Below are 25,527 nucleotides of genomic sequence, written 5' to 3'. Positions count from 1 at the left end.
CGTCAACAATCGCATCAAGGTCATCAAGCGCATGGCCTACGGATTTCAAGACGCATCCTACTTCTTCCTGAAAATCAAGGATGCGTTCCCCGGGAAAGTGCGATGAACCTTTTTTTTTGCTGCTGGCGCCGCTTACGCCGCTTCGTTCACTTCCTGGCGCAGGATTTCCATCCACCTTTCCAACTGGCGCTGGACATCCCTGGCAGGGAACTCGATATGCCATTTGGGGTGGTCCACATCCCTGACCTGGAGAAAGAGGCCGGTATTCGCCCGGTTTTCACGCTGCTGCCGTAGATTCTCGGCCACCGCCACCATCCCCGCCGTGACCGAAGGCGAGGACCTGATCATGCCGCCGGAGGCGATATTGGTTTCCCATGAGCGGATGTGCGCGAATGGATAAACCTTGTATTCGCCATTGGAGATCAGGTGGACCTCCTGCCTGGACGAGTCGAGGGCGATGCCGGATTTCTCATGGAAATGATTGTAACGAAAACCCGACAGGCGATCCCTCAGGGAGTTGTCGGCTGTCGGCTTGCCGGGACCCTTCGTCGCCTTGATCAGCAGCCATGCGGCCCATGCCAGCAGTCCGAAGCCGAACAGCTTGGACGTTGCGGAGGAAAAGGAGCCCAGGGTATTGAGTCCGACAAAGGCGAGAAGGGCGGGGAACAGGTATTTTTTCATGCTTGCCGTCCGCGATCAGAGGGGGAATTTGCAGCTCAGGCCGTCGATACTCGCTTCGATGCCGGACGTGAGGGCCGAAGACATCGCGGCATATTTCGGGGAGGTCGCCTTGAAATCGAGGTGGGCCATGGCGACATCACGGGTGTCGATCACCATGAAGAAGGTGTCGGAGGCGCTGACCGAGACCTTCGAGTAGACCGGGAAGCGGTAGGGCGCTTGCAGCGACCTGGTGTTCGTGCCCGAAGCCAGGCTGATCTTGCCGTCCGCGGCAATGCTCAGCGTGCATTCGGCGTTGCCGAACGTGGACTTGCCCTTGATTGTCCCCACCATGCACTGGTAAAACTCCCCGGACTGGACCGCATTGGCATCGGGGCAGGCCGCCAGGGTGGCGACGGTCAAGACCGGAAGCGGGACCGCCGGCTTGTAGGCGGTGTAATAGAAGCCGCTGCCGATCACGGGCGCAAGCAGATCCTTGTTTTCCGGGCTTTCGCCGAACCCGGCCAGGACGCTTGACGGGCTCGCCAGCCCCTTGTCCAGCACGCTCACCCAATAATCGTAGCCTGCCTGGTCGGGCGCGCGATGCAAGACGTTCTGGTAGAACTTCGCGATCATCTCCGCATTGGTGGGGCGGGCGCCGTACAGCGCGGCGAACTCCTGCGAGCTGACGAAGCCCGCGGCGACGGTGTCGAGCGACATGCCCTTGTCCATCTGGTCGATCCAGAAGCCGAGGCCATCGTAGTCGGGCGTCCGGTTGAACGCCGCCTGGTAGATGCGGTATGCCTTTCCCGCCGTGCCATCGATATCGAAGGCGATGGCGATGTCGGTGAACAGCAGGCGCTTGGGAGCGACCAGGTTCACCACCCCTTCCTGTCCGACCAGGTCGGTAACGCTGACGCCGTTCGCGGTCTTGGCGATGGTGTAGTTCGCGCGCTTTCCGTTGAAGGTCGTCACACCGGTCGCGGCGGTGGTGGTCGCGAGCGACCTGCCGGATTGCATGCCGACGCCCGGGGGCGCTTCGGGTCCGCCGCAGGCGCTCAGGGCCAAGCTCGCAAGCACGGAAAAAGAGATACGGGACAGATTCATGGCTATTCCAAGGAGGGTTGGACGGTTCGCCAGCCGGAAGCTGGGAGGGTATGCATGAATTATCCCGTGTTACCAATCTATTAATCCATGGAACGAATGTACTAAGGCATGCGCCATGAATTGCATGTTTTTCAACATAGGCCTAGCATGGCGACCTTTAATCACCGTGCAAGATTTGCTTCTTGTTATTGCGATGAATCAGCATGCCAGCTTGATACTGAGCCTGTACGAGATTGCCCAGCATACAGGGCAGGTCGAGTGCAAAGAAGAAATGATCAAGGAGATCAAGCGCGCCCTGACATTCGACGCGGCCCTGATCGGCGACCTGGGAATCTTCGGCGACCGGCTCATCCCGACCGGCGTCCACCTGCACAATGTGCCGGCCGAGCGGCTTGCCGAGCGCCAGAGCATGCTGGGCGAGGAAATCATCACCCGCGACGGTCAGGTCACGACCCGTGATCCGGCACTGAGCGCCACCTTCAGTAAGCGCGGAAAGAGCGTGGCAACCGACATCGCCAGCAGCACGCACGACCGTGCCGTGCTTGCCTATTGCCGCAAGTTCGAGACGGCCCATTCGCTGACCTTCGTCTCGGATCGCAACCTCCCGGGGCGGGTTACCGCGATCTCGTTCTGGCGCGCGTCCCGGCGCGCCCGCTTCAGCGACGATGCTGTCGCGCTGGCCGACCTGGCGCTGCCGCACATCATCCAGGCGCGCCAGATCAATGAGCGGCTGGCGGTGCATGCCGCACAGGCACCTTCGACCAGCGTGATCAGCGACCTGAGCGGGAAAGTGTATTTTGCGCACGACGACGCGATCGGCCTGCTGCAGGAAGAGTGGCCGCAGTGGTCACCGCCGATGCTGCCCGAGCGGCTGGTCGCGGCCTTGCGCTCGGATCGTGCGCAGAGCTACCTGGGCCGGCGGCTCGCCATACGCACCAGGGTCGAAGGCAGCGTGCTCAATTTGTCGGTAGCGCGGCGTGCGTCGGCGGCATCGACGCTCACGCCGGCAGAACTGCGCAGCGCCGCGCTGGCCGCCCGGGGCCTGCAATACAAGGAGATTGCCAGGCAGCTGGGGCTGTCGCCGAGCACGGTACGCAATCAGCTCAGCAGTGCGTACCGCAAGCTGGACGTTGCCAACAAGACCAGCCTGTCGCGCGCGCTGATGGAAGCCGGGATCCTGCCGCATCCATGCGCGTGAAGGCGCCGACAAAAGGCAAAAAAAACCACCGCTGGGCGGTGGCGGTGAGGAGCGGATCGCGACGCCTTACAGGGTCGCCAGCGCTTCCGAACCGTGGCTCTCGGCCTTGGCCGGCGCCGGGGTGACGACAGGGGCGTCAACCGGTGCCGCTGCGGGAGCCTGCTTGACCACGGTCGTTTCCGGCAGTGGGCGCGGGTTGGTGGTCGGCACCTTGTGGCCCTTGGCGACCTGCTTCAGGCGCTTGTACTCGGCCAGCACCTTGGCGCCATAGCCGGAATCGCTTTCCATGTCGGCGGCGCCGACATAGGTCTTCAGGCCGCCTTCGACGGAACCGGTGCGCTTGACGTAATCCTTCAGGATCAGGGCGCCGACCTTGATGTTGGCGACCGGATTCAGGGCGGCTTCCTGGCCGCCGACCTGTTCGAACTTGTCGTGATGGACCTTGGCCATGACCTGCATCAGGCCCTTGGCGCCCATCGGGCTTTCGGCGAAGGGGTTCAGCCCGGATTCGATCGCCATCACCGCCAGGATCAGGAGCGGGTCGAGCTTGACCTCGTGCGCCGTCATGTAGGCGGTCGAGACCAGCATGTTGGCGGCGTCGCTGGCGACGCGGTAGCGCTTGCTCAGCCAGGAGGTAACCCATTGCTGCTGCTTGCTGTCGCCGAGGTGCTGGGCGCCGGCATGGGGCGCTTCGATCGCTTCGGCGACTTCCGCGAGCGCAGGCGCCGGGACGGCAGGGGCCACGGCGACGACTTCAGGCTCGGGATGGAGCATGTCCGAGACGCGCTTGGCGACGTCTTCGTTGGTGTAGAGCAGCGCGAGCATCGCGATTGCCGAGAGACCGAATACGGTCAGGGTGTTGCGTGCGGTGTTGAACATACCGCGTGCCGCTTTGCTCACGGAAGACAACGTGACTGGCTGGCTGGCCATGGATTGCACGAGCCTTGCGCTCGTGATGAAACGATGGATCATCGAATTCCCCTTGTCGCGGCAAAAAGCGTCCTGTCACGGCTGTCTAGGAAGACGCGCTGTGTTGGGTAACTGAATGCCGTGCATCAGAAATATCGTAGGTCGCCGCGGTGCGGCCGACTAACGCCGTCATTGCTTTGCTACAGCTGGCTGCTTTGAAACCCGTGCGGGTGGAACCAGTGGCTCAACAACTGTCTCGGGGGTTTGGGCAGACGCCCAGTGAAAACACTCCTCAAAATGTCATGTGGGGCCCCGACCCCGTGAATGCATGAGAACAGCTAAAATCATGTCGAAACGATTGCCTGCCTCATCAAGTAGGACGGATTCTAGTGGGTCCTTTATACCAAGTCAACCCTAGCACGATCCGCTCTTATTACTTTTAGTTCTGATTGCCAAGCCGAAATTTTAGAAAGGCTTGCTAAATCAACTACTTGGCATGGTGCCTTGAACAAGCTTCTACTGACGAGATAACGATCAAAACTTGATGAAATATTCAGATTTGCGGGACTTTATGGCGCAGCTCGAGAAAATGGGCGAGCTGAAACACGTTGGCGTACCGGTGTCGCCCCACCTCGAGATGACGGAGATCTGCGACCGTACGCTGCGCGCCGAAGGGCCCGCGCTGCTGTTCGAAAAGCCGACCGGCCACACGATCCCGGTGCTCGGCAACCTGTTCGGCACCCCGCGCCGGGTGGCGCTCGGCATGGGTGCGGAAGACCTGGGCGAACTGCGCCAGATCGGCCATGTGCTGGCGCGCCTGAAGGAGCCGGAGCCGCCCAAGGGCTTCAAGGACATCATGGGCCTGGGCTCGCTGGTCAAGGCGGTGTGGGACATGGCGCCGAAAGAGGTGCGCGGCGCGTCGTGCCAGGAGATCGTCTGGGAAGGGCAGGACGTCGACCTGGCCCGGCTGCCGATCCAGCACTGCTGGCCGGGCGACATCGCGCCCCTGATCACCTGGGGCCTGGTGATCACCAAGGGGCCGCACAAGAAGCGCCAGAACCTGGGCATCTACCGCCAGCAGGTGCTGGGCCGGAACAAGGTGATCATGCGCTGGCTGGCGCACCGCGGCGGCGCCCTCGATTTCCGCGAACACGCGCTGGCCAATCCCGGCAAGCCGTATCCGGTCGCGGTGGCGCTGGGCGCCGACCCCGCCACCATCCTGGGCGCCGTCACGCCGGTGCCGGACAGCCTGTCCGAATACCAGTTCGCCGGCCTGCTGCGCGGCCAGCGCACCGTGCTGGCGAAAGCCATCGGCAGCGAGCTGCGGGTGCCGGCATCCGCCGAGATCGTGCTGGAAGGGCATATCTACCCGGACGCGAACCACCCGTCCGGCTTCGAGCACGCACTCGAAGGCCCCTATGGCGACCATACCGGCTACTACAATGAGCAGGACAGCTTCCCGGTGTTCACGATCGACCGCATCACGATGCGCCGCGATCCCATCTATCACTCGACCTATACCGGCAAGCCGCCCGACGAACCGGCTGTGCTGGGCGTGGCCCTGAACGAAGTCTTCATCCCGCTGCTGCAGAAGCAGTTCAGCGAGATCACCGATTTCTACCTGCCGCCGGAAGGCTGCAGCTACCGCATGGCGGTGGTGCAGATGAAGAAACAGTACGCCGGCCACGCCAAGCGCGTCATGTTCGGGGTCTGGAGTTTCCTGCGCCAGTTCATGTACACCAAGTTCATCGTGGTGGTGGACGAGGACGTCGACGTGCGCGACTGGAAAGAGGTCATCTGGGCCATCACGACCCGGGTCGACCCGACCCGCGACACGGTCATGGTCGACAACACCCCGATCGACTACCTCGACTTCGCTTCGCCGATCAGCGGCCTCGGCAGCAAGATGGGCATCGACGCCACCAATAAATGGCCGGGCGAAACCAACCGGGAGTGGGGCGTCCCGATCGCCATGACGCCGGCAGTGAAGGCGCGCGTCGACGACATCTGGGGACAGCTGGGCATCTGATCCTGTCCACTGCCTGGGGAGCCGGCGCCTCGGTTCCCCTATTTCCCGTCATGGGGTATAATGGCCGCTGGCGGGCCCCTGCGCATTGCGGCATGGTTTACCTGGTCAGGTCGGGAACGAAGCAGCCAAAGCCGTTCACCGCAAGTGCCGCAGATCAGGCTCGCCTCTTTACTCTTCCTCGCGTTTCACGCGTCAAGCATTCCTCCTTGCCCTCTTCAATCCATAATTGCCGCAAATCCGGTAATTCGTCGCGTTTACTGCGCCCGAACCGCATTTGAATCGTTAATTTAATCGAATTTCCACATGGAAATTGTCGATTCTGTTCCAATGTTGATCTTGATAAATCAACAGGGGGCGAAGCGTGGAAAAGCAGAGTGTCGACGGCGTGCTGAAGGCGAGCCATGTGCGGGCCGATTACCTGATGTGCGGGATCCTGTGGGGCTTGTTCGCCCTCGGGCTGGCGCTGTCCGGCCTGCACGACACCCTGCGCTGGGCCTTCCTGGTCGGCTTGCCGGCCGCGCTGCTGCCGACCGTGGCGATCGCCCTGCATGGCGGCACCCGCCTGTCGCGCGTCATGGTGGCGGTGGCGATGATGGTGTTCTGTGCCCTGCACATCCACCAGGCCGCCGGCCGCACCGAGTTGCATTTCGGAATTTTCGTGCTGCTGGCCTTCCTGCTGTGCTACCGCGACTGGGCCGTGATCGTCGCGGCCGCGATCGTCGTGCCGCTCCATCACTTCTCATTTACCTACCTGCAGGAGCTGGGCTTCGGCGTGCGCTGCCTGAGCGAGCCGGGCTTCGGCATCGTGCTGGTGCATTCCGCCTATGTCGTGGCCGAGGCCGCGGTGCTGTGCTTCCTGGCCCAGGTGCTGCGCCGCGAAGCCCTGCAGTCCGCCGAGTTGCGCGTGAGCGTGGCCGCGATGGCGAACGAAGGCGGCCGGATCGACCTGCGCGCCGCCGCGCTGCCGGCACGCAGCACCAGCGGACGCGCCCTGCGCGACGTGGTGCGGCTGCTCGAGGGCGCCCTGGCCAGCGTCCAGCGCAGCGTGCAGACGACCAGCGCCACCTCGGTGCAGCTCGCTGCCGGCAATGCCGAACTGGCGACCCGCACCAGTGCCCAGGCCGAATCGATCCATGCTACCGTCCGCTCGATGGCCGAGCTGACCGGTACCGTCCAGCAGAACGCCGAGCGTGCCAACGCGGCCAACCAGCTGGCCGGCAGCGCATCGCAAGTCGCCGCCCAGGGCGGCGAGGTGGTGGCCAGGGCGGTGCAGCGCATGGAAGCCATCGATGCCTCGTCGCGCAGGATCGCCGACATCATCACCGTCATCGACGGCATCGCCTTCCAGACCAATATCCTGGCCTTGAACGCGGCCGTGGAAGCGGCCCGGGCCGGCGAGCAGGGGCGCGGTTTCGCGGTCGTGGCCGGCGAGGTACGCAACCTGGCGCAGCGATCGGCGACGGCGGCGCGCGAGATCAAGGCGCTGATCGGCGAATCGGTGTCCCAGGTGGAAGCCGGCAGCCAGCTGGTGCGCCAGGCCGGCGCGACCATGGAGCAGGTGGTGGACAGCGTGCACCAGGTGTCCGCCTTAATCGCGGGCATCAGCAGCGCAAGCCGGGAGCAGGCCGCCGGGATCGCCGCGATCGGTGACGCCATGCACGAGATGGATGCGGCGACGCGCGACAACGCCGGGCTGGTCGAGCAGGCTGCCAGCGCGGCCGGCTCGCTGGAAGCGCAGGCGCGTCACCTGGCCGAGGTTGTCAGCGTGTTCCAGCTTGGCCGGCACGCGGACCGGCCCGCTCTCGGCATCGGCTAAGCCCGGGCAAATGTTGTAGCCGGGCACGGCCGCGAATATGCGCCGCACGCGCCAACTGCGGTAAAATCGCGGCATGTCCTATCAAGTCCTCGCCCGCAAATACCGTCCCAAGAACTTCGAAACGCTGGTCGGCCAGGAGCACGTCGTCCGTGCCCTGACCCATGCGTTGAAAACGGGCCGCCTGCACCACGCCTACCTGTTCACGGGGACGCGCGGGGTCGGCAAGACGACGCTGTCGCGTATCCTGGCAAAGTCGCTCAACTGCGTCGGCCCGGACGGGCAGGGCGGCGTCACCGCCGAGCCCTGCGGCGTGTGCGAAGCCTGCCGTGCGATCGATGCCGGCCGCTTCGTCGACTACATCGAGATGGATGCGGCATCGAACCGCGGCGTCGACGAGATGGCCCAGCTGCTGGAGCAGGCGGTGTACGCGCCGAGCAATGCACGCTTCAAGGTCTACATGATCGACGAGGTGCACATGCTCACCAACCACGCGTTCAACGCGATGCTCAAGACGCTCGAGGAACCGCCGCCCCACATCAAGTTCATCCTGGCGACCACCGACCCGCAGAAGATCCCGGTCACGGTGCTGTCGCGCTGCCTCCAGTTCAACCTCAAGCAGATGCCGCCGGGCCACATCGTCGGCCACCTGGAGAACATCCTCGGCCAGGAAGGCGTGAGCTTCGAGCAGCCGGCCCTGCGCCTGCTGGCGCAGGGCGCGCACGGCTCGATGCGCGACGCGCTGTCGCTGACCGACCAGGCGATCGCCTATGCCGCCGGCCAGGTGACCCTGGATGCCGTGCAGGGCATGCTGGGCGCGCTCGACCAGTCCTACCTGGTGCGCCTGCTGGATGCGCTGCTGGCCCAGGACGGCGCCGACCTGATGGCGGTGGCCGACGAAATGGCCAGCCGCAGCCTGTCGTACAACGGCGCGCTGCAAGACCTCGGCACCCTGCTGCACCGGATCGCGCTGGCCCAGTCGGTGCCGGCGGCGGTGCCGCAAGACTTGCCGGAACTGAACGACATCCTGCGCCTGGCCCAGGCCTTCGACGCCCAGGAAGTGCAGCTGTATTACCAGATCGCGGTCCATGGCCGCAACGAGATCGGCCTGGCGCCGGACGAATACGCCGGCTTCACCATGACGCTGCTGCGCATGCTGGCCTTCCGTCCGGGTCAGGGCGGCGCCGAGCAGGTGGCGGCGCCGGCGGCGGCGGCGCCGGGCGCGGCCCCGGCGGCACGGGCGGCGGCGGTGGCCGCGGCCAGCCATGCGGCGGTGGCGCCTGCAAGGCCCGCTGCGCCGCCTCCGGCCCAGGCGGCGGCTCCCGCAGCGCCCTCGGCCCCGGCCCCTGCCATGACCTCGGCGCGCGCCGCGATCAATGCGGCGCTGGAAGCGGCCCGCGCCGCATCCGGCGGCCGGAATGGCGGCGGCGCCAGGCCGCGCACCGAAGCCCCACCTGCACCGGCGCCGGCCGCACCGGCACCGGCCGCGCCGCCGCCGGCGCCGGGTCCCTCGGCCGCGCTGCAGACCGCTCCGGCCAGCCGTCCGGCAGCGGGCGGCACGCCGCCATGGGAGCAATCCCAGCCGCAGGCCGTCCAGCCGCCGCAGATGCAGGCGCAGCCGCCGCAGGCGCGCATGCAGCAGGCGCCGTCCGAAGACGAGCCGCCTTCCTGGGTCACCGAATTTTCCGACGACACCGCCGTTGCCGCCGATGCGCCCGCGGTCGTGACGGGCTTGCCGCATGCGGCTAGCGCGCCCGCGCAGATGCGGGCCCCGGCCGCGCCGCCGCATGCCTACGTCGTCACGCCGGTGCCGGCCATCGGCTGGGACGGCAACTGGCCGGCGCTGGCCGCCGGCCTGCCGCTGCGCGGCGTGTCCCAGCAGCTGGCCCTGCAGACCGAGCTGATCGAGTGTATTGCCCACGAACAGGCCGCGACCTTCCGCCTGCGCGTGCCGGTCGACACCCTGCGCGCCAGCGGCAACAGCGAGAAGCTGACCGCCGCGCTGCAGGAACGCTTCCCGGCGGTGCGCGTCAGCCTCGATACCGAGATCGGCCCGGTCTGGTACACGGCCGCGGCCGAAGCCAAGGCCGCGCGCGAGGAGCGCCAGCGCCAGGCCGAAGCCCTGGTCGCCGCCGATCCCTTCGTGCAGGCGATGGAACGCAGGTTCGACGCCTTCGTCGTGCCCGGTTCGGTGAAGCCGGCGGCAGCCTGACCTATTTGAATAACCCACTTTGGCACTATTGGAGAAACCGACCATGATGAAAAACCAGCTCGCAGGCTTGATGAAACAGGCGCAAGCCATGCAGGACAACATGAAGAAGGCGCAGGAGCAGCTGGCTCAGATCGAAGTCGAAGGCCAGTCGGGCGCGGGCCTGGTCAAGGTCGTGATGACCTGCAAGAACGACGTCAAGCGCGTCACCATCGACCCTTCGCTGCTGGGCGACGACCGCGACATGCTGGAAGACCTGGTCGCGGCCGCGTTCAACGACGCCGTGCGCAAGGCCGAAGCCACGTCCGCCGAGAAGATGAGCGGCCTGACCGCCGGCATGCCGCTGCCGCCGGGCTTCAAGATGCCGTTCTAAGGAAAGGCGCGCATGTCCAAGTCGCTCGACTTCCTGACCGAGGCGCTGCGGCGCCTGCCCGGCATTGGTCCGAAGTCGGCGCAACGCATGGCCTTCCACCTGCTGCAGCATGACCGCGAAGGCGCGGCCATGCTGTCGCGGGCGCTCTACCAGGCCGTGGACACGGTGCACCACTGCGCCATGTGCAATACATTTTCCGACACCGAAGTGTGCGAGCTGTGCGCCGACGAGGCGCGCGACCGCGGCCTGCTGTGCATCGTCGAAACCCCCGCCGACCAGATGATGATCGAGCAGACCCTGACCTTCAAGGGCCTGTACTTCGTGCTGATGGGACGGCTGTCGCCGCTGGACGGCATCGGTCCGCGCGACCTGCACCTCGACAAGCTGGTCGGGCGCGCCACCGATGGCGTGGTCGGCGAAGTGGTGCTGGCAACCAACTTCACCAACGAGGGCGAAGCGACCGCCCATTACATCAGCGAAATGCTGAAGGCGCGCGGGCTGAAGGTCAGCCGGCTGGCGCGCGGCGTGCCCGTCGGCGGCGAGCTCGAGTATGTCGATGCCGGCACGATAGCGCGCGCCATGCTCGATCGCCGCAGCGCATAATTCCCCTGACACGACGACCCGGTAGCAGGGTGCCCTGAGCCTGCGTGCGCGCAAACCTGGCCGGTGGACCGCTGCTATCGTGGCACTTTCAGCGGATCCCTACATGCATCTTGTCGACATCACGATGTTCTATGCCGCCGAGGGCGGCGGCGTCAGCACCTACCTGAACGCCAAGGCACGCTGGCTTGCGCGGTATGGCTGGGCACGGCATACCATCTTCAGTCCCAATGTCGGCGACGACGAGGCGCCCAGCCTGGTGCGGGTGCCGGCGCTGCCCTTGCCCGGTCTCCACGGCTACCGCATGCCGGTCTCGGTGGCGGCGGCGGCGCGGCGCCTGCGCGCGGCCGAGCCCGACCTGATCGAGGCGGGCGACGCCGGCCACAGCGCCTGGGCGGCGCTGCGCCTGCGCCAGCAGCTCGGCATCCCGGCCATCGCCTTCTACCATTCCGATCTGCCGCGCCTGGTGCAGAACCGCTTCGGCGACACCATCTCCCACGGCAGCTGCAAATACCTGGCGCACCTGTACCGCGAGTTCGACACCGTGCTCGCGCCCAGCCGCCTGATGGTGCACCAGCTGGCCGACATGGGCGTCACCCACGCCCTGCACCAGCCGCTCGGCATCGACAGCGAGATATTCCACCCGCGCCGCCGCCGCGACAGCCTGCGGGCCGAGCTCGGCCTGCCGGAAGACACCCGGCTGCTGGTCTATGCCGGCCGCTTCACCGCCGACAAGAAGCTGCCTGTCCTGATCGAGGCCGTGCGCAAGCTGGGCAAGCCCTACCACCTGCTGCTGGTCGGCGGCGGGGCACAGCTGGCCCGGCATGCGCAGCTGAGCTTTATGCCCTTCCAGCGCGACCAGCGCACGCTGGCCGGCCTGCTGGCGAGCTGCGACCTGCTGGTGCATCCGGGCGACTGCGAAACCTTCGGCCTGATCGTGCTCGAGGCGATGGCCTGCGGCTTGCCGGTGGTGGGGACGGGCGGCGGCGGCGTGGCCGAGCTGGTGGACGAGCAGACCGGCATCCTGGCGCGCCCGAACGACGCCGACAGCCTGGCCGGCGCCATCGAGGCGATCTACGGCCGCGACCTGGCGCGCCTGGGCGCCAATGCGCGCCGCAAGGCGCACGAGCACTACGACTGGAGCCAGGTCTTTCCGCAACTGATGCACCGCTACGGCAGCCTGCTCGCCTCGCGCCAGGGTGCGCAGCGCGCGCTGGAGCGCCTCTGTGTGCCCGACTGACGCCCCGGACGAACGGCCGGTCCTGTGCGTCTCGATCCACGACGTCGCCCCGGTTACCTGGGACGAATGCGTGCGTCTTGCCGAAGCCTTGCGCGCGGTGGCCGACCTGCCGCTGAGCTGGCTCGTGGTGCCCCAGTACCACCGCGCCGGCGGCGATGCCGCCCGCATGGAAGCCGGGCTCGAACGGGCCCTGGCGCGCGGCGACGAACTGGTGCTGCACGGATTCACTCACCTCGATACGGCGCCGCGCGGTCCCGGCCTGGGCGAGCGCTTCCTGCGCGGCAGCTACAGCATCGAAGGCGAGTTCGCGGCCCTGCCCGCCATCGAAGCGGCGCGCCGCATCCAGCGCGGGCTCGACTGGTTCGCCGAGCGCGGCTGGCCGGTGCGCGGCTTCGTGCCGCCGGCATGGCTGATGGGGGAGGGGGCCTGGGAAGCCCTGCACGGCTTCGACTTCGACTACACCACGACCTGGAAGCGCTTTTACCTGCTCCATGGTGGTGCCGGCGGCAGCGGCGGCGCGCTGCTGTCACCGTCGCTGGTCTATGCCGCGCGCAACCGCAGCGGACGGCTGGCTTCGCCGCTGCTGGCGGACCTGCTCGCGCTGGCGCTGGCGCGCCGTCCGCTCATCCGCCTGGGCCTGCATCCGCCGGACGTGCGCCATCCGCGGCTGCTGCGCCATGCGCAGGCCACGGTCGAGGCCCTGCTCGCCACCCACACGGCCATGACCAAGGCTGGGTTCGCGCGGCGCCTGCGCGCGATGCTTGCTTACCACTGATTTACCAGTAAGGTCCCCAATAGCCGCCGGCCCGCCAATGACGTGGGCCGAAACCGCCGTAGTACGAAGGACCGGAGTGGCGTAGTTCCTCGCGCGTACTGAGCTGCAGCACGCAGTGGCGCCACTGGTCGCTGTTCTCCGCGTAACCCAGCCGTGAACAGGCCGGACCGTAGATGGTCATCAGCTCGGCCATTTCCGCCTGCATGCGCTCGGCGCGCTGCTGCGGCGTGCTGCAGGCCGCGAGCGTCAAGGTCATTGCCACTACCGCACACTTTGCCATTTGCATGATGAACTCCTTTGCCCGCCTTTCTGGCGGCCTGCTTCCAGTATAGAACTGCTTTGGGGATGCGTCGGGCATATATCAATCGTGCATGACCCCGGTCCGCCCCGGACATGACAAGATCGGGTCGCCGGGGCAGACTAATTTCTGGCAAGATACGCGCAAAAAAGGGGGAGAAACCGAGATGCGACAGCGCCGATGGAAGACCTGGACCCTGCGTGGACTGGCCGGCTTGCTGGCGCTCGTCGTCCTGGCCCTGCTTGCCGGGTGGCTGGCCCTGCGCGCCAGCCTGGCCCAGCTCGACGGCAAGCGCGAGGTCCCCGGCCTGCAGGCCGAGGTGACGGTGGCGCGCGATGCCGCCGGCGTCCCCCTGATCAGCGGCGCCAGCCGCGCCGACGTCGCCTATGCCACCGGTTTCGTCCACGCCCAGGAACGCTTCTTCCAGATGGACCTGCTGCGCCGTACCGCCGCCGGCGAGCTGGCCGAGCTGTTCGGTCCGCGCGCACTGCCGCTCGACCGTTCGCGCCGCCTGCACCGTTTCCGCGCCCGTGCCCGGCTGGCCCTGGGACGCCTGCCGGCAGCCGATCGCGCCCTGCTGGACCGCTATGTCGCCGGCGTCAACGACGGCTTGCGCGCACTGCAGGCCAAACCCTTCGAATACTTGCTGACCGGCACCGAAGCCCGGCCCTGGAGCGCCGCCGATTCGCTGCTGGTGATCTGGGCGATGTACATCGACCTGCAGGGCAACCAGGCGCCGCGCGAACTGGCGCGCGGCTGGCTGCGGGCGCACAGCGACCCGGCGCAGCTGGCTTTCCTGCTGCCCGAGGCGAGCCGCTGGGACGCGACCCTCGATGCCGGCGCGGCAAGCCCGGCCCTTGCCCCGATCCCTCCGAAGGCGCCGGCCTGGTGGGGTGCGCCGGCCGACAAGCCCGTCGAACTGGCGGGCGCCGCCTTCGCCGACTCGGTCGGCAGCAACAACTACGCGGTGGCCGGTAGCCGCAGCGCCGGCGGCGGTGCCATCGTCTCGGACGACATGCACCTCGGCCTGCAACTGCCGAATATCTGGTATCGCCTGGCCTTGCGCTTTCCCGACCCCGGGGGCGGGCAGCGCCGGCTGGCCGGCGTTTCCTTGCCTGGTGCGCCGCCGAGCATCATCGTCGGCAGCAACGGGCAGGTGGCCTGGGCCTTCACCAACAGCTATGCCGACCTGGTCGACCTGGTGGCGCTCGGCCTCGACCCGGCGCGTCCGGGACAGGTGCGCACGCCGGCCGGCTGGGAGACCCCGGTGAGCTACGTCGAGATGATCGCTGCGAAGGGCGCGCCGGCCGAGCGCTTCGTGGTGCGCGAAACCTCGCTGGGCCCGATCTACACGGCCGGCGGGCGCCAGTACGCGGTGCACTGGATCGCGCACGACCCGGCCGCCATCAACCTCAGGCACATGGCGCTGGAGACGGCAGGGAGCGTCGACGAGGCCCTGGCGATCGCCGCGATCGACGGCATCCCGGCGCAGAATTTCGTGGCGGGCGACGCGGCCGGCAACATCGGCTGGACCATCGCCGGCCTGCTGCCGCAGCGCGCCACGGCGCCGCTGGCGAGCACTTTCCCGCTGGAAGAGGGCGTGCCGACCTGGAAGGCGCTGCTGGCGCCGCAGCGCTATCCGCGGGTGGTGAATCCGGCCGACGGCCAGCTCACGACCGCCAACAGCCGCCAGCTGATGGGTGACGGGGCCGCCCTGATCGGCGACGGCGGCTTCGACATCGGCGCGCGCAACCGCCAGTTGGCCGGGGGCCTGCGCGCGCTCGGCTCGACGCTGGACCTGCGCCGGGTCCACGAGGTGGCGCTCGACGACCGCGCCCTGTTCATCGCGCCCTGGCGTGAACGTGCATTGCGCGCGCTCGATTCCCGGGCGCTGGCAGGGCAGCCGCAGCGCGCCGAGTTCCGCCGCCTGCTCGCGACCAGCTGGAACGGCCGCGCCGGCATCGATTCGGTCGGCTACCGGCTGGCGCGCAACTATATGTGGGCCCTGAACGAGCAGCTGTTCGGCCGTGCCAACCAGGCCATCGACGCGCTCGAGCCGAAGACCACGCTGGCCACCTCCACCACCCGCTGGCCCGAGGTGGTGGCGCGTCTGCTCGACGCCCGGCCCGCCGGCTGGCTGCCGCCCGGCCATGCCGACTGGCGTGCGCTCGAGCTGGCCGCCATCGACCGCGTGATCCAGGACTTGACCAAGGACGGGGAGCCGCTCGCGAACGCCACCTGGGGCCGGCGCAACCGCGCCGCGATCGCCCACCCCATCAGCATGGCGGTGCCGCTTCTCAAGCCACTGCTGGGGGCGCCGGCCGACCAGCTGGCCGGCGATTCCAACATGCCGCGCGTGGCCGGGCCGAAGTTCGGGCAGTCGGAGCGCATGACGGTGTCGCCGGGGCGCGAGGAGGAAGGCCTGTACAACATGCCGGGCGGGCAGAGCGGGCACCCGCTGTCGCCGTACTTCCTGTCGGGGCACGCGGAGTGGGTGGAGGCGAAGCCGGTGCCGCTGCTGCCGGGGGCGGCGAAGCATACGCTGCGTTTCCTGCCTACTTCTCCGGCAGCAGCAAGGGGGCCTGCAGCATCCCGCTAATCGCCTCGGCACTCGACGGGTGCCCCAGGTAGTAGCCCTGCACCATGTCGCAGCCATACTGCTCGAGCAGCAGCAGCTGTTCGCCGGTCTCGACGCCCTCGGCCACCACCACCATCTTGAGGCCGTGCGCCATCGCGATGATGGCGCGCGTGATGGCCGCGTTTTCCGAATCCTGGGGCAGGCCGTTGATGAAGCTGCGGTCGATCTTCAGCGCGCGCACGTCGAAGCGTTTCAGATAGTTCATCGACGAATAGCCGGTGCCGAAGTCGTCGATCGACAGGTAGACGCCGATGCCGCGCAGCCGTTCCAGCGTGACCAGGGTGGCGCGCGCATCGTCCATCAGCGTGCCCTCGGTCAGCTCCAGTTCCAGCAGGCGCGGCTCCAGGCCGGCATCCAGCAGGGCCGAGTGCACCATTTGCGACAGGTTCTCGTCCTTGAACTGCTTGGCCGACAGGTTGACCGCCATGCGCAGCGTGCGCTGGGCGTGGCGCTGCCAGGACCTGGCCTGGCGGCAGGCGGTGCGCAGCACCCATTCGCCGATCGGCACGATCAGGCCGGTCTCCTCGGCCAGCGGGATGAATTCGGTCGGCGGCACCAGCCCGCGTTCCGGATGGCGCCAGCGCACCAGCGCCTCGACCCCGACGATTTCCGAGCTGCGCACGTCGCGCTGCGGCTGGTAGACCAGGTACAGTTCGTCGTTCTGCAAGGCCTTGCGCAGCCCGACCTCGAGCTTCACGTGACTCATGATCTGCATCGTCAGCGAGGAGCTGTACAGCTTCGCGTTGTTCTTGCCGCAATTCTTGGCGTGGTACATCGCGGTGTCGGCGAACTTGAGCAGCGAGCCGCAATCGTCGCCGTCTTCCGGGAACAGCGAGATGCCGATGCTGGCGGTGACGAAGATCTCGTTGCCCTCGATCAGGAAGGGCCGCCGCATGGCCTCCTTGACTCTGGTAGCAACATTGAGCGCATGCTCGACCCGTTCGAGGTCGGGAATCAGGATGGTGAACTCGTCGCCGCCCAGGCGCGCCAGGTTGGTCGTGTGCTCCGGCTTGCTGCCGTTGGAGCCGTCGCCGCGCGACACCAGGTCGCTCGGGCGGGTGGTCTCGCGCAGGCGCTCGGACACCATCTTGAGCAGGGCGTCGCCGGCGTTGTGGCCGAGCGTGTCGTTGATGCGCTTGAAGGCGTCGAGGTCCATGAACAGCACCGCGAACTTCTTGTTGCCGATCTTGGAGCGCTGCAGCTCGCGCTCCAGCGTCTCCAGGAAAGCCTGGCGGTTCGGGATGCCGGTCAGGCTGTCGCAGTAGGCGAGACGCCTGATCTGCTCTTCGGCGCGCTTGCGTTCGCTGATGTCGCGCACCAGGCCGAGCACCTGCGCATCGCTGGTGGCGACCAGCCGCGCCTCGAAATGCTGGACCTCGCCGCAGTGTTCGAGTTCGTATTCGACCGAGCGCACCTGCTGGGTGGCGAGCACGGTGCGCATCTGTTCCAGCATGCGCCCGGCGGTCTCGGGCGGCAGCACGTCGGTGACGTGCTTGCCGACACAGGCTTGCGCGTGGGGTTGGGACATGGCGCGGCCGCGGCCCGGCCTTTCGCGGCCCGGCCTTTCGTGGCCCGGCCTTTCGTGGCCCGGCTCGTAGTCGAGGTAGAAGCCGTCGCGGTCGAGCCGGAAAAAGGTGTCCGGAATGGCCGCCAGCACCGCGCGGTTCTGGGCATCGGCGATGCGCAGGCGCGCGATGGCGTCGCTGGCGCGCAGCACGTAGAGCACGCGGTGGCCGAGGATCGGCCAGTTGATCGGCTTGGACACGAAATCGGTGGCGCCGGCCTCGTAGGCGCGCGTGACCGCTTCCAGGTCGTCGCCGCCGGTGACCATCACGATCGGCACGCCGGTTCCGTCGGATTCCGCGCGGCGGATCGCCTCGCAGGCTGCGAAACCGTCCATGCGCGGCATCTCGACGTCCATCAGGATCAGGTCGGGCGAGCGGCTGTGCGCCAGTTCGACAGCAAGCGCGCCGTCGGCCGCCTCGATCGCGTCCAGCCCGACCTGGGCCAGCATCTCGAGCATCAGCATGCGCATCACCGGGTCGTCGTCGGCGACCAGGACCGTTCCGCGCTTTGGGGGAGAGGAGGGCATCTCAGGTTTCCTTTTCAAGCATGGCGTGGAGCGAATGGCGCACGGTCTGGAATTCGTGTTCCATGTCGGCGAGGATGCGGTCGGCGCCGATGACCGAGTCGGCGCGTCCGAGCTGTTCGAGTTCCTTGCACAGCGTCGCCAGGCGCGCGGCGCCGACGTTGGCGCTGGCCGACTTCAGGCAGTGGGCGACGCGGCGCAGGCTGCCCGCATCCAAGCCCTCGACCGCCTCGCGCAAGGTCGCCAGGTGGCGCGGCGTGTCGCCCACATAGGCGGCGATGACCTTCTGCACCAGCGCATCGCCGCCGTCGCGGCTGAGCGCGCGGATGTGGTCGAGCGCCACCCGGTTGACGGCCTCGCGCTGGATCACCTCGACCGTCTCGCGCGGCAGGCGCGGCGGCGCATCGAGGTGGTGGCTGGTGGCGGCCAGCGGCACCGCGACCCAGCGCCCGATCACGGCGGCCAGCTGCTGCTGGGTGAAGGGCTTGGACAAGTAGTCGTCCATGCCGGCGGCCAGGCAAGCCTCGCGGTCGCCCTGCAAGGCGTTGGCGGTAATCGCGATGACCGGCATGGTGCGTGCGCGGCCCGCTTCGCGCTCGTGGCGGCGGATCGCGGCGGTGGCCGCGAAGCCATCCATGACCGGCATCTGGCAATCCATCAGCACGGCGTCGAAGCCGCCGGCGCGCACCGCCTGCAGCGCCTCCTGGCCGTTGCGCGCGCAATGCGCCTCGATGCCCAGGCTTTCCAGCATCGCCTTCGCGACTTCGACGTTGACCGGGTTGTCCTCGGCCAGCAACACGCGCCGTGCGCGGGCACGCGCGGCCGGGCGGGCCGTGGTGGCGGGACTGGCGGGGACACGGGCCTGGAGCGCCGCCGTGCCGGGCGCCGGCAAGGTCGTGGCGGCGGGGCCGTGCAGGCGCGCCGCGCAGGCGGCCAGGCAGGCGTACAGGTCGGCCGCGCGGGCCGGCTTGACCAGCTGGTAGGCGACCCCGGCGGCGCGGCGCTGGATCGGATCGGCCGCCAGGCGTTCCGGACTGACCAGCACCAGGTGGGTGGCGCGCGCCCCGGCATCGGCCTTGATCGAGGCCGCCAGCGCCAGGCCGCTGGTGTGGGTCAGCTCCATGTCGAGGACCGCCGCATCGTAGGGACGGCCGGCCCGGGCCGCGCTCAGCAGGCGTTCATAGCCCGCCGCCGCGCTGGCCGCGCTGTCGCAGCTGGCGCACCAGGCTTGCAGCTGCTGGGCCAGTTCTTCGCGGCTTTCCTCCTGCTCGTCCACCACCAGCACGCGCAGGCCTTCCAGCGGGTGCTGGCGGCGGCCGGGCGCGTCCGGCGCATCGGGATCCACGCGGCGCTTGTCGAAGCTGACCGTGAACCAGAAGATCGAGCCGCGCGTGGGGGCGTTGTCGACGCCGATGGCGCCGCCCATCAGCTCCACCAGCTGCTTCGAGATCGCCAGGCCGAGGCCGGTGCCGCCATAGCGGCGGGTGGTGGAATCGTCGGCCTGCGAGAAGGCCTCGAACAGGCGCGCCCGCGCTTCGCGCGAGATGCCGATGCCGGTGTCGTGCACCTCGAAGCGCAGCATCACGGACTGGGTATCCTCGCCGGCTACCCGCACCCGCGCCAGGATGCGGCCTTCCTCGGTGAACTTGATGGCGTTGCCGAGCAGGTTGGCCATGATCTGGCGCAGCCGGTTCGGGTCGCCGCAGATCGCCACCGGGATGTCGTTGGCGATGTCGAAGTCGAAGCCGATCCCCTTGCCGGCCGCCTGCGGCGTGTACACGTTGTGGATGTCGTCCAGCAGGTCCCACAGGTTGAAGTTGATGTACTCGATGGTCAGCTTGCCGGCCTCGATCTTGGAAAAGTCGAGGATGTCGTTGATGATCACCAGCAGGTGCTCGCCCGAGCGCTTGACCAAGGTGGTGTAGTTGCGCTGGGCGTCGCTCAATCCGGTCGCCAGCAGCATTTCGGTCATCCCCAGCACGCCGTTCATCGGGGTCCGGATCTCGTGGCTCATGGTGGCCAGGAAGGCGCTTTTCGCGCGGCTGGCCGCTTCGGCGGCGTTCTTGGCCTTCTCCAGCTGTTCGGTGCGCACGCCGACCTGGCGTTCCAGCTCGTCGCGGTGGTGCAGCAGGGCCGCGCCGCGGTCCTCGATCTGGGCCATCATGGTGTTGAAGCTGTCGATCAGCTGGCCCAGCTCGTCGGTGCGCTGGTGGGCGATGCGCAGGCTGTAGTTCTGGCTGGCGGAGACCTTTTGCGCGGCCTGGATCAACTTGGTCACCGGTTCGGCGATGCTGCGCTTGAAGCGGCTGGCCATGGCCACCGACACGATCAGCGAGGCGCACATCGCCAGCCCCATCACGGCCAGGCCGGCGAGGATGTCGATCCAGGTCGCGACCAGGTCGGTCTCGATCATCACCACGCCGACCTGCAGCTCGCCCGCCATCACCGGCTGGTACAGGCGCATGCGGCGCGACAGCAGGCCCTGGCCGGCGGCGTTGGCGCCGGCCAGGGTCTCGGCGTCGACATCGTCCAGCGCGGCCGGTGGGGCCAGGTCTTCGGTGGCGCTGTCGCTGACGGTGACGTACTGGGCGAAGGGCTTGCCGTTGCGGTCGTACAGGACGGCCGACGAGATGTCGCTCTTGGCTGCCAGCGCGCCCAGGGCGTTGCGGGCGCGTGCGCCGTCGCGCAGCAGCAGGTAGTCGGCGCTGCTGGCCGCGATCACCTGGGCGAAGGTCGACAGCTGCATCGCCTCGTCCTTGCGGTGGTTCGCCACCGAGGTCACCGCAAAGGCCCCGAACACGAATATCAGGGCGGTCGCGGTCGAGAGCAGCGAGATGATGGTCAGCTTCTGGTTCAGGCTGGAGCGCTCGAAGTTCGGCATTCTGATCCCGCAGGCACGGCGGAACGGCCCCACGCCGGACGACGCAGGGCTTCCTTTGCGGAATGCAAATTCCCGCAAGAAAAAAATATACGTTCAAGGGGGAGGGGGAGCGTTGACGGACGTCAACGTGCACAAAAACAGGAGGGGCGCCGCAGCGCCCCTCTTTCATTCAACAGACTTCAACAGCAGGTAGCCCGTTTTCCCCCATACCGCGCCTCCTGCCGTTCGCGGAAAAACTCCTCGTACGTCATCGGCGTCTGGTCCGGGTGGTTAAGCTCCATGTGCGCCAGGTAGGTGTCGTACTCGGGCAGGCCGACCATCAGGCGCATGCTCTGCCCGAGGTACTTGCCTGCTTCCTTGCCTGCCTCCAGCAGCGCGCCGAACATCACTGCACCTGCGGGGTTGGCATGGCGACGTACGGCGTCTCCTTCGCGGTCGGGTTGTTGCTGGCTCGCGCCGCCAGCACGGTGCGCACGCCGTACACCAGCACCGCCAGCACCACGAACATGAAGAAGCCGGCCAGCGTCGCATTGATGTAGTCGTTGAAGATGATGCGCTCCATCTGCTCGATCGTCTTGGCCGGCGCCAGCACCGTGCCGGCGTCGTGCGCGGCCTGGAACTTGTTGGCGTGGGCGATGAAACCGACCTTCGGATCGGCCGCGAAGATCTTCTGCCAGCCGGCGGTCAGGGTGCAGGCCAGCAGCCAGAGGGTCGGCACCACCGTGATCCAGGCGTACTGCGCGCGCTTCATCTTGTACAGCACGCAGGTGCCCAGCATCAGCGCGATCCCGGCCAGCATCTGGTTGGCGATGCCGAACAGCGGCCACAGGGTGTTGATGCCGCCCAGCGGATCGACCACGCCCTGGTACAGGAAGTAGCCCCAGGCGGCCACGCACAGGCCGGTCGCCAGCAGGTTGGCCGGCAGCGATTCGGTGCGCTTCAGCGACGGGGCGAAGGCGCCCAGCAGGTCCTGCAGCATGAAGCGGCCGGCGCGGGTGCCCGCGTCCACCGCGGTCAGGATGAACAGGGCTTCGAACAGGATCGCGAAGTGGTACCAGAAGGCCATCATGGCCTGGCCGCCGACCACGTTCGACAGGATGTGGGCCATGCCCACGGCCAGGGTCGGGGCGCCGCCGGCGCGCGAGATGATGGTGTTCTCGCCGACGTCGCGGGCCATCTGCTCGAGCGACTCGGGAGTGATCACGAAGCCCATCTGCGACACCGCCGCCGCGGCCGACTGCGCGGTGGTGCCCAGCACCGCGGCCGGGCTGTTCATCGCGAAGTAGACGCCCGGGTCGATGGTGGACGCCGCCACCAGCGCCATGATGGCGACGAAGGATTCCATCAGCATGCCGCCGTAGCCGATGAAACGGGCGTGGGTCTCGTTCTCGATCATCTTTGGCGTGGTGCCCGAGGAGATCAGCGCGTGGAAGCCCGACACCGCGCCGCAGGCGATGGTGATGAACAGGAAGGGGAACAGGTTGCCCGACCATACCGGACCGGAACCGTCGAGGAACCTGGTGGTGGCCGGCATGCGCAGGTCCGGAGCGACGATCACGATGCCGATCGCCAGCGCCACGATGGTGCCGATCTTGAGGAAGGTGGACAGGTAGTCGCGCGGCGCCAGCAGCAGCCACACCGGGATGACCGAGGCGACGAAGCCGTAGCCGATCAGCATCCAGGTCAGCTGGGTGCCGGTGAAGTCGAACATCGGCGACAGGGTCGGCGACTCGTGCACCCACTGGCCGCCGATGATGGCCAGCATCAGCAGCACGAAGCCGATGATCGAGACCTCGCCGATGCGGCCGACGCGCACGTAGCGCGAGTACAGGCCCATGAACAGCGCGATCGGGATGGTGGCCATCACGGTGAAGCTGCCCCACGGCGAGTGGGTCAGCGCCTTCACCACGATCAGCGCCAGCACGGCCAGGATGATCACCATGATCATGAAGGTGCCGAGCAGGGCGATCAGGCCGGGGATGTCGCCCATTTCGGACTTGATCAGGTCGCCGAGCGAACGGCCGTCGCGGCGCGTGGACATGAACAGCACGATGAAGTCCTGGACGGCGCCGGCGAAGACGACGCCGGCAAGGATCCACATCATGCCCGGCAAATAGCCCATCTGGGCCGCCAGCACCGGGCCGACCAGGGGGCCGGCGCCGGCGATCGCGGCGAAATGGTGGCCGTACAGCACGTACTTGTTGGTCGGGACGTAGTCCAGGCCATCGTTGTACTTGTAGGCGGGGGTCTGGCGCTTCGGGTCCAGGCCCAGCGCCTTGTAGGCGATGAACCGGCTGTAGAAGCGGTAGGCGATCAGGTAGACGCAGACCGCGGCTGCGACGATCCAGATGGCGTTGATGGTTTCGCCTTGCTTGACCGCGATGTACCCGAGCGAAAATGCGCCCAGGACCGACAATGCGATCCAGCCGAGCGCGCTCGACATGCTTTTCATGGTGCTCCTCCGAGGATGGATTGACTACTTTTTTAACCGGGCACGACGAATCGGCCGGCGGATTTTTGGACAGCGTACCGGCAAGTATGTTGCACCATTATCAGCGCCACAAGCGCACCATTACGCAGTCCCTGCGTAGTACTACGTAGCGGATGACCGCAGCGGCGAGGCGCGTTCCGCCTTAAAATGCTGGACTGATTTATTGGGAGAAACAGGATGCGCCTGAGGCAAAAGCTCATCGTGCTGGCGATCGGCCCGCTGATCGTGGCCCTGTGTGCGATCGCCCTGTTCGTACGCCACCAGGCCGTCGAACTCGCCCAGCAGCAGCGCGCCACCATCCAGCGCGCCTACCTGGCGAGCAAGGAGGCCGAGCTGCGCCACTACGTGGCCCTGGCCACGCAGTCGATCGGCCACCTGGTCCGCTCGGGCCGCAGCGACCCGGCGACGCTGGAGGAGGCCAAGCGCATCCTCGGCTCACTGAGCTTCGGCGACGACGGCTACTTCTTCGTGTACGACATGCAGGGGCGCAGCCTGATGCATCCGCGCCAGCCGGAGCTGGTCGGCACCGAGATGTGGAACTGGCGCGATGCGCAGGGCGTGCCGACCATCCAGCGCCTGATCGAGCGCGCCCGCGCCGGCGGCGGCTTCCACCGCTACACCTGGTCCAAGCCGTCCTCGCACCGTTCCGCGCCGAAGCTCGGCTACGTGGTGCCGGTGGCGCACTGGGGCTGGATGATGGGCACCGGGATCTACCTCGACGACGTCGAGGCCGCGCTGGCCCAGGTGGATGCCCAGCAGTCGCGCAACATCGACGAGACCCTGCTGTGGATCGCCGGTCTCGCGATCCTGGCCTCGGTGGCGGTGGCCAGCGGCGGCCTGGTGCTCAACCTGCGCGAGCTGCGGGTGGCCGACGCCAAGCTCAAGGCGCTGGCCCAGCGCGTGGTCGAGTCGCAGGAAGAAGAGCGCGCGCGCCTGTCGCGCGACCTGCACGACGGGATCAGCCAGGCGCTGGTCTCGGTCAAGCTGCAGCTCGAAGCAGGCATCATCCGCCTGGGCGGCGACGCCGCGCAACAGCAGGCCGCGCGCGGTGCGCTCGAGCGCACTGTGGACCAGCTCAAGTCGGTGCTGGGCGAGGTGCGGCGCATTTCGCACGACCTGCGCCCGGCGCTGCTGGACGACCTGGGCCTGGCGCCGGCGCTCGACCATCTGGCCAGCGAATTCGGACACCACACCGGCACCCCGGTGCGCTTCCGCGCCGAGGGCGAAGTCGACGCGCTGCCCGAGATGGCGGGCACGGTGCTGTTTCGCATCGCCCAGGAAGCATTGACGAATGCCGAGCGCCATGCCGGCGCGCGCCAGGTCGAGATGCTGCTTGCGCGGCGCGGCCGCTGCCTCACCCTGAGCATCGCCGACGACGGCGGCGGCTTCGATGCCCAGGGCATCGCCCGCCACCCGCAGCGCGGCATCGGCCTGCGCAACATGATGGAGCGGATGGAAGCCATCGGCGGCACGCTGGCGATCGCATCATCTCCGCTCGGCACCCGCGTGCTGGCCAGTATCGATTTGAAGGAGCAGACATGAGCGACGAAGGACAGGAAATTCGCATCCTCCTGGTGGACGACCACCCCCTGGTGCGCGACGGCCTGCGCGCGCGCCTGGAAGCGGCGCCGCGCCTGCGCGTGGTGGGCGAGGCCGGTTCCAGCCAGGAAGCCATCGAGCAGGCGGGCGCCTGCCGGCCCGACCTGGTGCTGATGGACGTGAACATGAAGGGCGGCAGCGGCATCGAGGCCACCGCGCGCCTGCTGGAGCACTATCCCGGCATCGCAGTGCTGATCCTGTCGATGCACGACAAGCCGGAATACGTGACCCAGGCGATCCAGGCCGGCGCACGCGGCTACGTGCTGAAGGACGCGCCGGGCAAGGACATCGTGCTGGCGATCGATACCGTGATGGGCGGCGGCATCTATTACAGCGCCGCGCTGGCGCGCCAGCTGGCCAGTCCGGCGGCGCCCGGCAATGTGCTGACCGGGCGCGAGGAGGAGGTGCTGAACCATATCGCCGACGGCCAATCGAACAAGCAGATCGCGCGCGCCCTCGACCTGTCGGTACGGACCGTCGAAACCCACCGCCTTAACATCAAGCGCAAGCTCGGCATCGAGGGCCAGGCCGAACTGATCCGTTTCGCAGTGGAGCGCGCGGCGAACCGCGGTTATTGATGAGTATGTACGTGAAGTATCTTTAAAGAAACAAAGATATTGC

The 25,527-nt window shown here is 67.5% G+C and carries 20 protein-coding genes and 1 other RNA gene; 13 read left to right on the top strand and 8 right to left on the bottom strand.

What is annotated here, in order from left to right; translation table 11 throughout:
* Nucleotides 1–106, top strand: a 106-nt coding sequence (locus AC56LK_RS12495; RefSeq protein ID WP_497184834.1) for a transposase, incomplete at its 5' end; no start/stop codon positions are given.
* A gap of 26 nt (nt 107–132) precedes the next feature.
* On the opposite strand, the gene AC56LK_RS12490 is transcribed toward AC56LK_RS12495, so the two are convergent.
* Nucleotides 133–681, bottom strand: a complete 549-nt coding sequence (locus AC56LK_RS12490; RefSeq protein ID WP_497184831.1) for a DUF4755 domain-containing protein — start codon at nt 679–681, stop codon at nt 133–135.
* Nucleotides 682–696: 15 nt separating this feature from the next.
* Complete coding sequence (locus AC56LK_RS12485) at nt 697–1,764, bottom strand: DUF4214 domain-containing protein (protein WP_497184830.1); 1,068 nt, start codon at nt 1,762–1,764, stop codon at nt 697–699.
* 193 nt (nt 1,765–1,957) lie between these two features.
* Here AC56LK_RS12485 and AC56LK_RS12480 point away from each other — a divergent pair, with 193 nt between their 5' ends.
* Nucleotides 1,958–2,962 carry a helix-turn-helix transcriptional regulator gene (locus tag AC56LK_RS12480; protein WP_497184829.1) on the top strand — a complete coding sequence of 335 codons (1,005 nt, stop codon included), beginning with the start codon at nt 1,958–1,960 and terminating at the stop codon, nt 2,960–2,962.
* A gap of 66 nt (nt 2,963–3,028) precedes the next feature.
* On the opposite strand, the gene AC56LK_RS12475 is transcribed toward AC56LK_RS12480, so the two are convergent.
* Nucleotides 3,029–3,841: a transglycosylase SLT domain-containing protein gene (locus tag AC56LK_RS12475; protein WP_497184828.1), complete on the bottom strand. Its 813-nt coding sequence runs from the start codon at nt 3,839–3,841 to the stop codon at nt 3,029–3,031.
* Nucleotides 3,842–4,415: 574 nt separating this feature from the next.
* On the opposite strand from AC56LK_RS12475, the gene ubiD reads away from it, so the two are divergent.
* The 8 genes from ubiD to AC56LK_RS12435 all read left to right on the top strand — a co-directional run bounded on the left by ubiD (nt 4,416) and on the right by AC56LK_RS12435 (nt 12,910).
* Nucleotides 4,416–5,900, top strand: coding sequence for a 4-hydroxy-3-polyprenylbenzoate decarboxylase (gene ubiD / locus AC56LK_RS12470; protein ID WP_497184827.1), 1,485 nt, complete (start codon nt 4,416–4,418; stop codon nt 5,898–5,900).
* A gap of 69 nt (nt 5,901–5,969) precedes the next feature.
* Nucleotides 5,970–6,068, top strand: an RNA gene (gene ffs, locus AC56LK_RS12465) — signal recognition particle sRNA small type.
* A gap of 193 nt (nt 6,069–6,261) precedes the next feature.
* Entirely contained in the window at nt 6,262–7,716 is a 1,455-nt protein-coding gene (locus tag AC56LK_RS12460) for a methyl-accepting chemotaxis protein (protein WP_497184826.1), read from the top strand.
* 73 nt (nt 7,717–7,789) lie between these two features.
* Entirely contained in the window at nt 7,790–9,925 is a 2,136-nt protein-coding gene (locus AC56LK_RS12455; protein WP_497184825.1) for a DNA polymerase III subunit gamma/tau, read from the top strand.
* Nucleotides 9,926–9,968: 43 nt separating this feature from the next.
* Nucleotides 9,969–10,295 carry a YbaB/EbfC family nucleoid-associated protein gene (locus AC56LK_RS12450; RefSeq protein ID WP_027866165.1) on the top strand — a complete coding sequence of 109 codons (327 nt, stop codon included), beginning with the start codon at nt 9,969–9,971 and terminating at the stop codon, nt 10,293–10,295.
* A gap of 12 nt (nt 10,296–10,307) precedes the next feature.
* Entirely contained in the window at nt 10,308–10,898 is a 591-nt protein-coding gene (gene recR / locus AC56LK_RS12445; protein ID WP_497184824.1) for a recombination mediator RecR, read from the top strand.
* A 103-nt stretch (nt 10,899–11,001) separates the two neighbouring features.
* On the top strand, nt 11,002–12,135 hold the full coding sequence (locus tag AC56LK_RS12440; RefSeq protein WP_497184823.1) for a glycosyltransferase: 1,134 nt from the start codon (nt 11,002–11,004) through the stop codon (nt 12,133–12,135).
* Nucleotides 12,122–12,910, top strand: a complete 789-nt coding sequence (locus tag AC56LK_RS12435) for a DUF2334 domain-containing protein (RefSeq protein WP_497184822.1) — start codon at nt 12,122–12,124, stop codon at nt 12,908–12,910. Before AC56LK_RS12440 ends, AC56LK_RS12435 begins: the two co-directional genes overlap by 14 nt.
* Nucleotide 12,911: 1 nt before the next feature.
* Here the strand turns inward: AC56LK_RS12435 and AC56LK_RS12430 are convergent, their stop codons facing one another.
* Complete coding sequence (locus tag AC56LK_RS12430; protein WP_497184821.1) at nt 12,912–13,166, bottom strand: hypothetical protein; 255 nt, start codon at nt 13,164–13,166, stop codon at nt 12,912–12,914.
* Between the two features lie 208 nt (nt 13,167–13,374).
* Between AC56LK_RS12430 and AC56LK_RS12425 the strand changes: the two genes are divergently transcribed.
* Nucleotides 13,375–15,807 (top strand): penicillin acylase family protein, encoded by a 2,433-nt coding sequence (locus tag AC56LK_RS12425; RefSeq protein WP_497184820.1) that lies wholly within the window; start codon nt 13,375–13,377, stop codon nt 15,805–15,807.
* On the opposite strand, the gene AC56LK_RS12420 is transcribed toward AC56LK_RS12425, so the two are convergent.
* From AC56LK_RS12420 to AC56LK_RS12405, 4 genes are all read right to left on the bottom strand, one after another.
* Nucleotides 15,764–17,938: a putative bifunctional diguanylate cyclase/phosphodiesterase gene (locus tag AC56LK_RS12420; protein WP_497184819.1), complete on the bottom strand. Its 2,175-nt coding sequence runs from the start codon at nt 17,936–17,938 to the stop codon at nt 15,764–15,766. The genes AC56LK_RS12425 and AC56LK_RS12420 overlap by 44 nt on opposite strands.
* 1 nt (nt 17,939) lies before the next feature.
* Nucleotides 17,940–20,816, bottom strand: coding sequence for a hybrid sensor histidine kinase/response regulator (locus AC56LK_RS12415; RefSeq protein WP_497184818.1), 2,877 nt, complete (start codon nt 20,814–20,816; stop codon nt 17,940–17,942).
* Between the two features lie 179 nt (nt 20,817–20,995).
* The gene (locus tag AC56LK_RS12410; RefSeq protein WP_497184817.1) at nt 20,996–21,202 is read right to left on the bottom strand and encodes a YbdD/YjiX family protein; all 207 of its coding nucleotides are present in this window, start codon (nt 21,200–21,202) and stop codon (nt 20,996–20,998) included.
* Nucleotides 21,202–23,268 (bottom strand): carbon starvation CstA family protein, encoded by a 2,067-nt coding sequence (locus tag AC56LK_RS12405; protein WP_497184816.1) that lies wholly within the window; start codon nt 23,266–23,268, stop codon nt 21,202–21,204. The genes AC56LK_RS12410 and AC56LK_RS12405 overlap by 1 nt, the downstream gene beginning before the upstream one ends.
* Before the next feature lie 216 nt (nt 23,269–23,484).
* Between AC56LK_RS12405 and AC56LK_RS12400 the strand changes: the two genes are divergently transcribed.
* Both AC56LK_RS12400 and AC56LK_RS12395 read left to right on the top strand, forming a co-directional pair.
* Nucleotides 23,485–24,849, top strand: coding sequence for a cache domain-containing protein (locus tag AC56LK_RS12400; RefSeq protein WP_497184815.1), 1,365 nt, complete (start codon nt 23,485–23,487; stop codon nt 24,847–24,849).
* Nucleotides 24,846–25,484 (top strand): response regulator transcription factor, encoded by a 639-nt coding sequence (locus tag AC56LK_RS12395; protein ID WP_497184814.1) that lies wholly within the window; start codon nt 24,846–24,848, stop codon nt 25,482–25,484. Before AC56LK_RS12400 ends, AC56LK_RS12395 begins: the two co-directional genes overlap by 4 nt.
* The last annotated feature ends 43 nt before the right edge of the window (nt 25,485–25,527 follow it).

The organism is Telluria sp. ZB4P36 (assembly GCF_059685865.1).
The sequence above is the reverse complement of the archived record's forward strand: the minus strand, read 5'-3'. Positions and strand labels throughout refer to the sequence as shown.

Excerpts from the sequence above, each read along its gene's own strand:
- AC56LK_RS12485 (WP_497184830.1), bottom strand. The coding sequence starts at position 1,764 with ATGAATCTGTCCCGTATCTCTTTTTCCGTGCTTGCGAGCTTGGCCCTG.
- AC56LK_RS12475 (WP_497184828.1), bottom strand. The coding sequence starts at position 3,841 with ATGTTCAACACCGCACGCAACACCCTGACCGTATTCGGTCTCTCGGCA.
- AC56LK_RS12430 (WP_497184821.1), bottom strand. The coding sequence starts at position 13,166 with ATGACCTTGACGCTCGCGGCCTGCAGCACGCCGCAGCAGCGCGCCGAG.
- AC56LK_RS12405 (WP_497184816.1), bottom strand. The coding sequence starts at position 23,268 with ATGAAAAGCATGTCGAGCGCGCTCGGCTGGATCGCATTGTCGGTCCTG.
- AC56LK_RS12455 (WP_497184825.1), top strand. The coding sequence starts at position 7,790 with ATGTCCTATCAAGTCCTCGCCCGCAAATACCGTCCCAAGAACTTCGAA.
- AC56LK_RS12480 (WP_497184829.1), top strand. The coding sequence starts at position 1,958 with ATGAATCAGCATGCCAGCTTGATACTGAGCCTGTACGAGATTGCCCAG.
- AC56LK_RS12490 (WP_497184831.1), bottom strand. The coding sequence starts at position 681 with ATGAAAAAATACCTGTTCCCCGCCCTTCTCGCCTTTGTCGGACTCAAT.
- AC56LK_RS12415 (WP_497184818.1), bottom strand. The coding sequence starts at position 20,816 with ATGCCGAACTTCGAGCGCTCCAGCCTGAACCAGAAGCTGACCATCATC.
- AC56LK_RS12425 (WP_497184820.1), top strand. The coding sequence starts at position 13,375 with ATGCGACAGCGCCGATGGAAGACCTGGACCCTGCGTGGACTGGCCGGC.
- AC56LK_RS12450 (WP_027866165.1), top strand. The coding sequence starts at position 9,969 with ATGATGAAAAACCAGCTCGCAGGCTTGATGAAACAGGCGCAAGCCATG.
- AC56LK_RS12395 (WP_497184814.1), top strand. The coding sequence starts at position 24,846 with ATGAGCGACGAAGGACAGGAAATTCGCATCCTCCTGGTGGACGACCAC.
- AC56LK_RS12410 (WP_497184817.1), bottom strand. The coding sequence starts at position 21,202 with ATGTTCGGCGCGCTGCTGGAGGCAGGCAAGGAAGCAGGCAAGTACCTC.
- recR (WP_497184824.1), top strand. The coding sequence starts at position 10,308 with ATGTCCAAGTCGCTCGACTTCCTGACCGAGGCGCTGCGGCGCCTGCCC.
- ubiD (WP_497184827.1), top strand. The coding sequence starts at position 4,416 with ATGAAATATTCAGATTTGCGGGACTTTATGGCGCAGCTCGAGAAAATG.
- AC56LK_RS12420 (WP_497184819.1), bottom strand. The coding sequence starts at position 17,938 with ATGCCCTCCTCTCCCCCAAAGCGCGGAACGGTCCTGGTCGCCGACGAC.
- AC56LK_RS12400 (WP_497184815.1), top strand. The coding sequence starts at position 23,485 with ATGCGCCTGAGGCAAAAGCTCATCGTGCTGGCGATCGGCCCGCTGATC.
- AC56LK_RS12440 (WP_497184823.1), top strand. The coding sequence starts at position 11,002 with ATGCATCTTGTCGACATCACGATGTTCTATGCCGCCGAGGGCGGCGGC.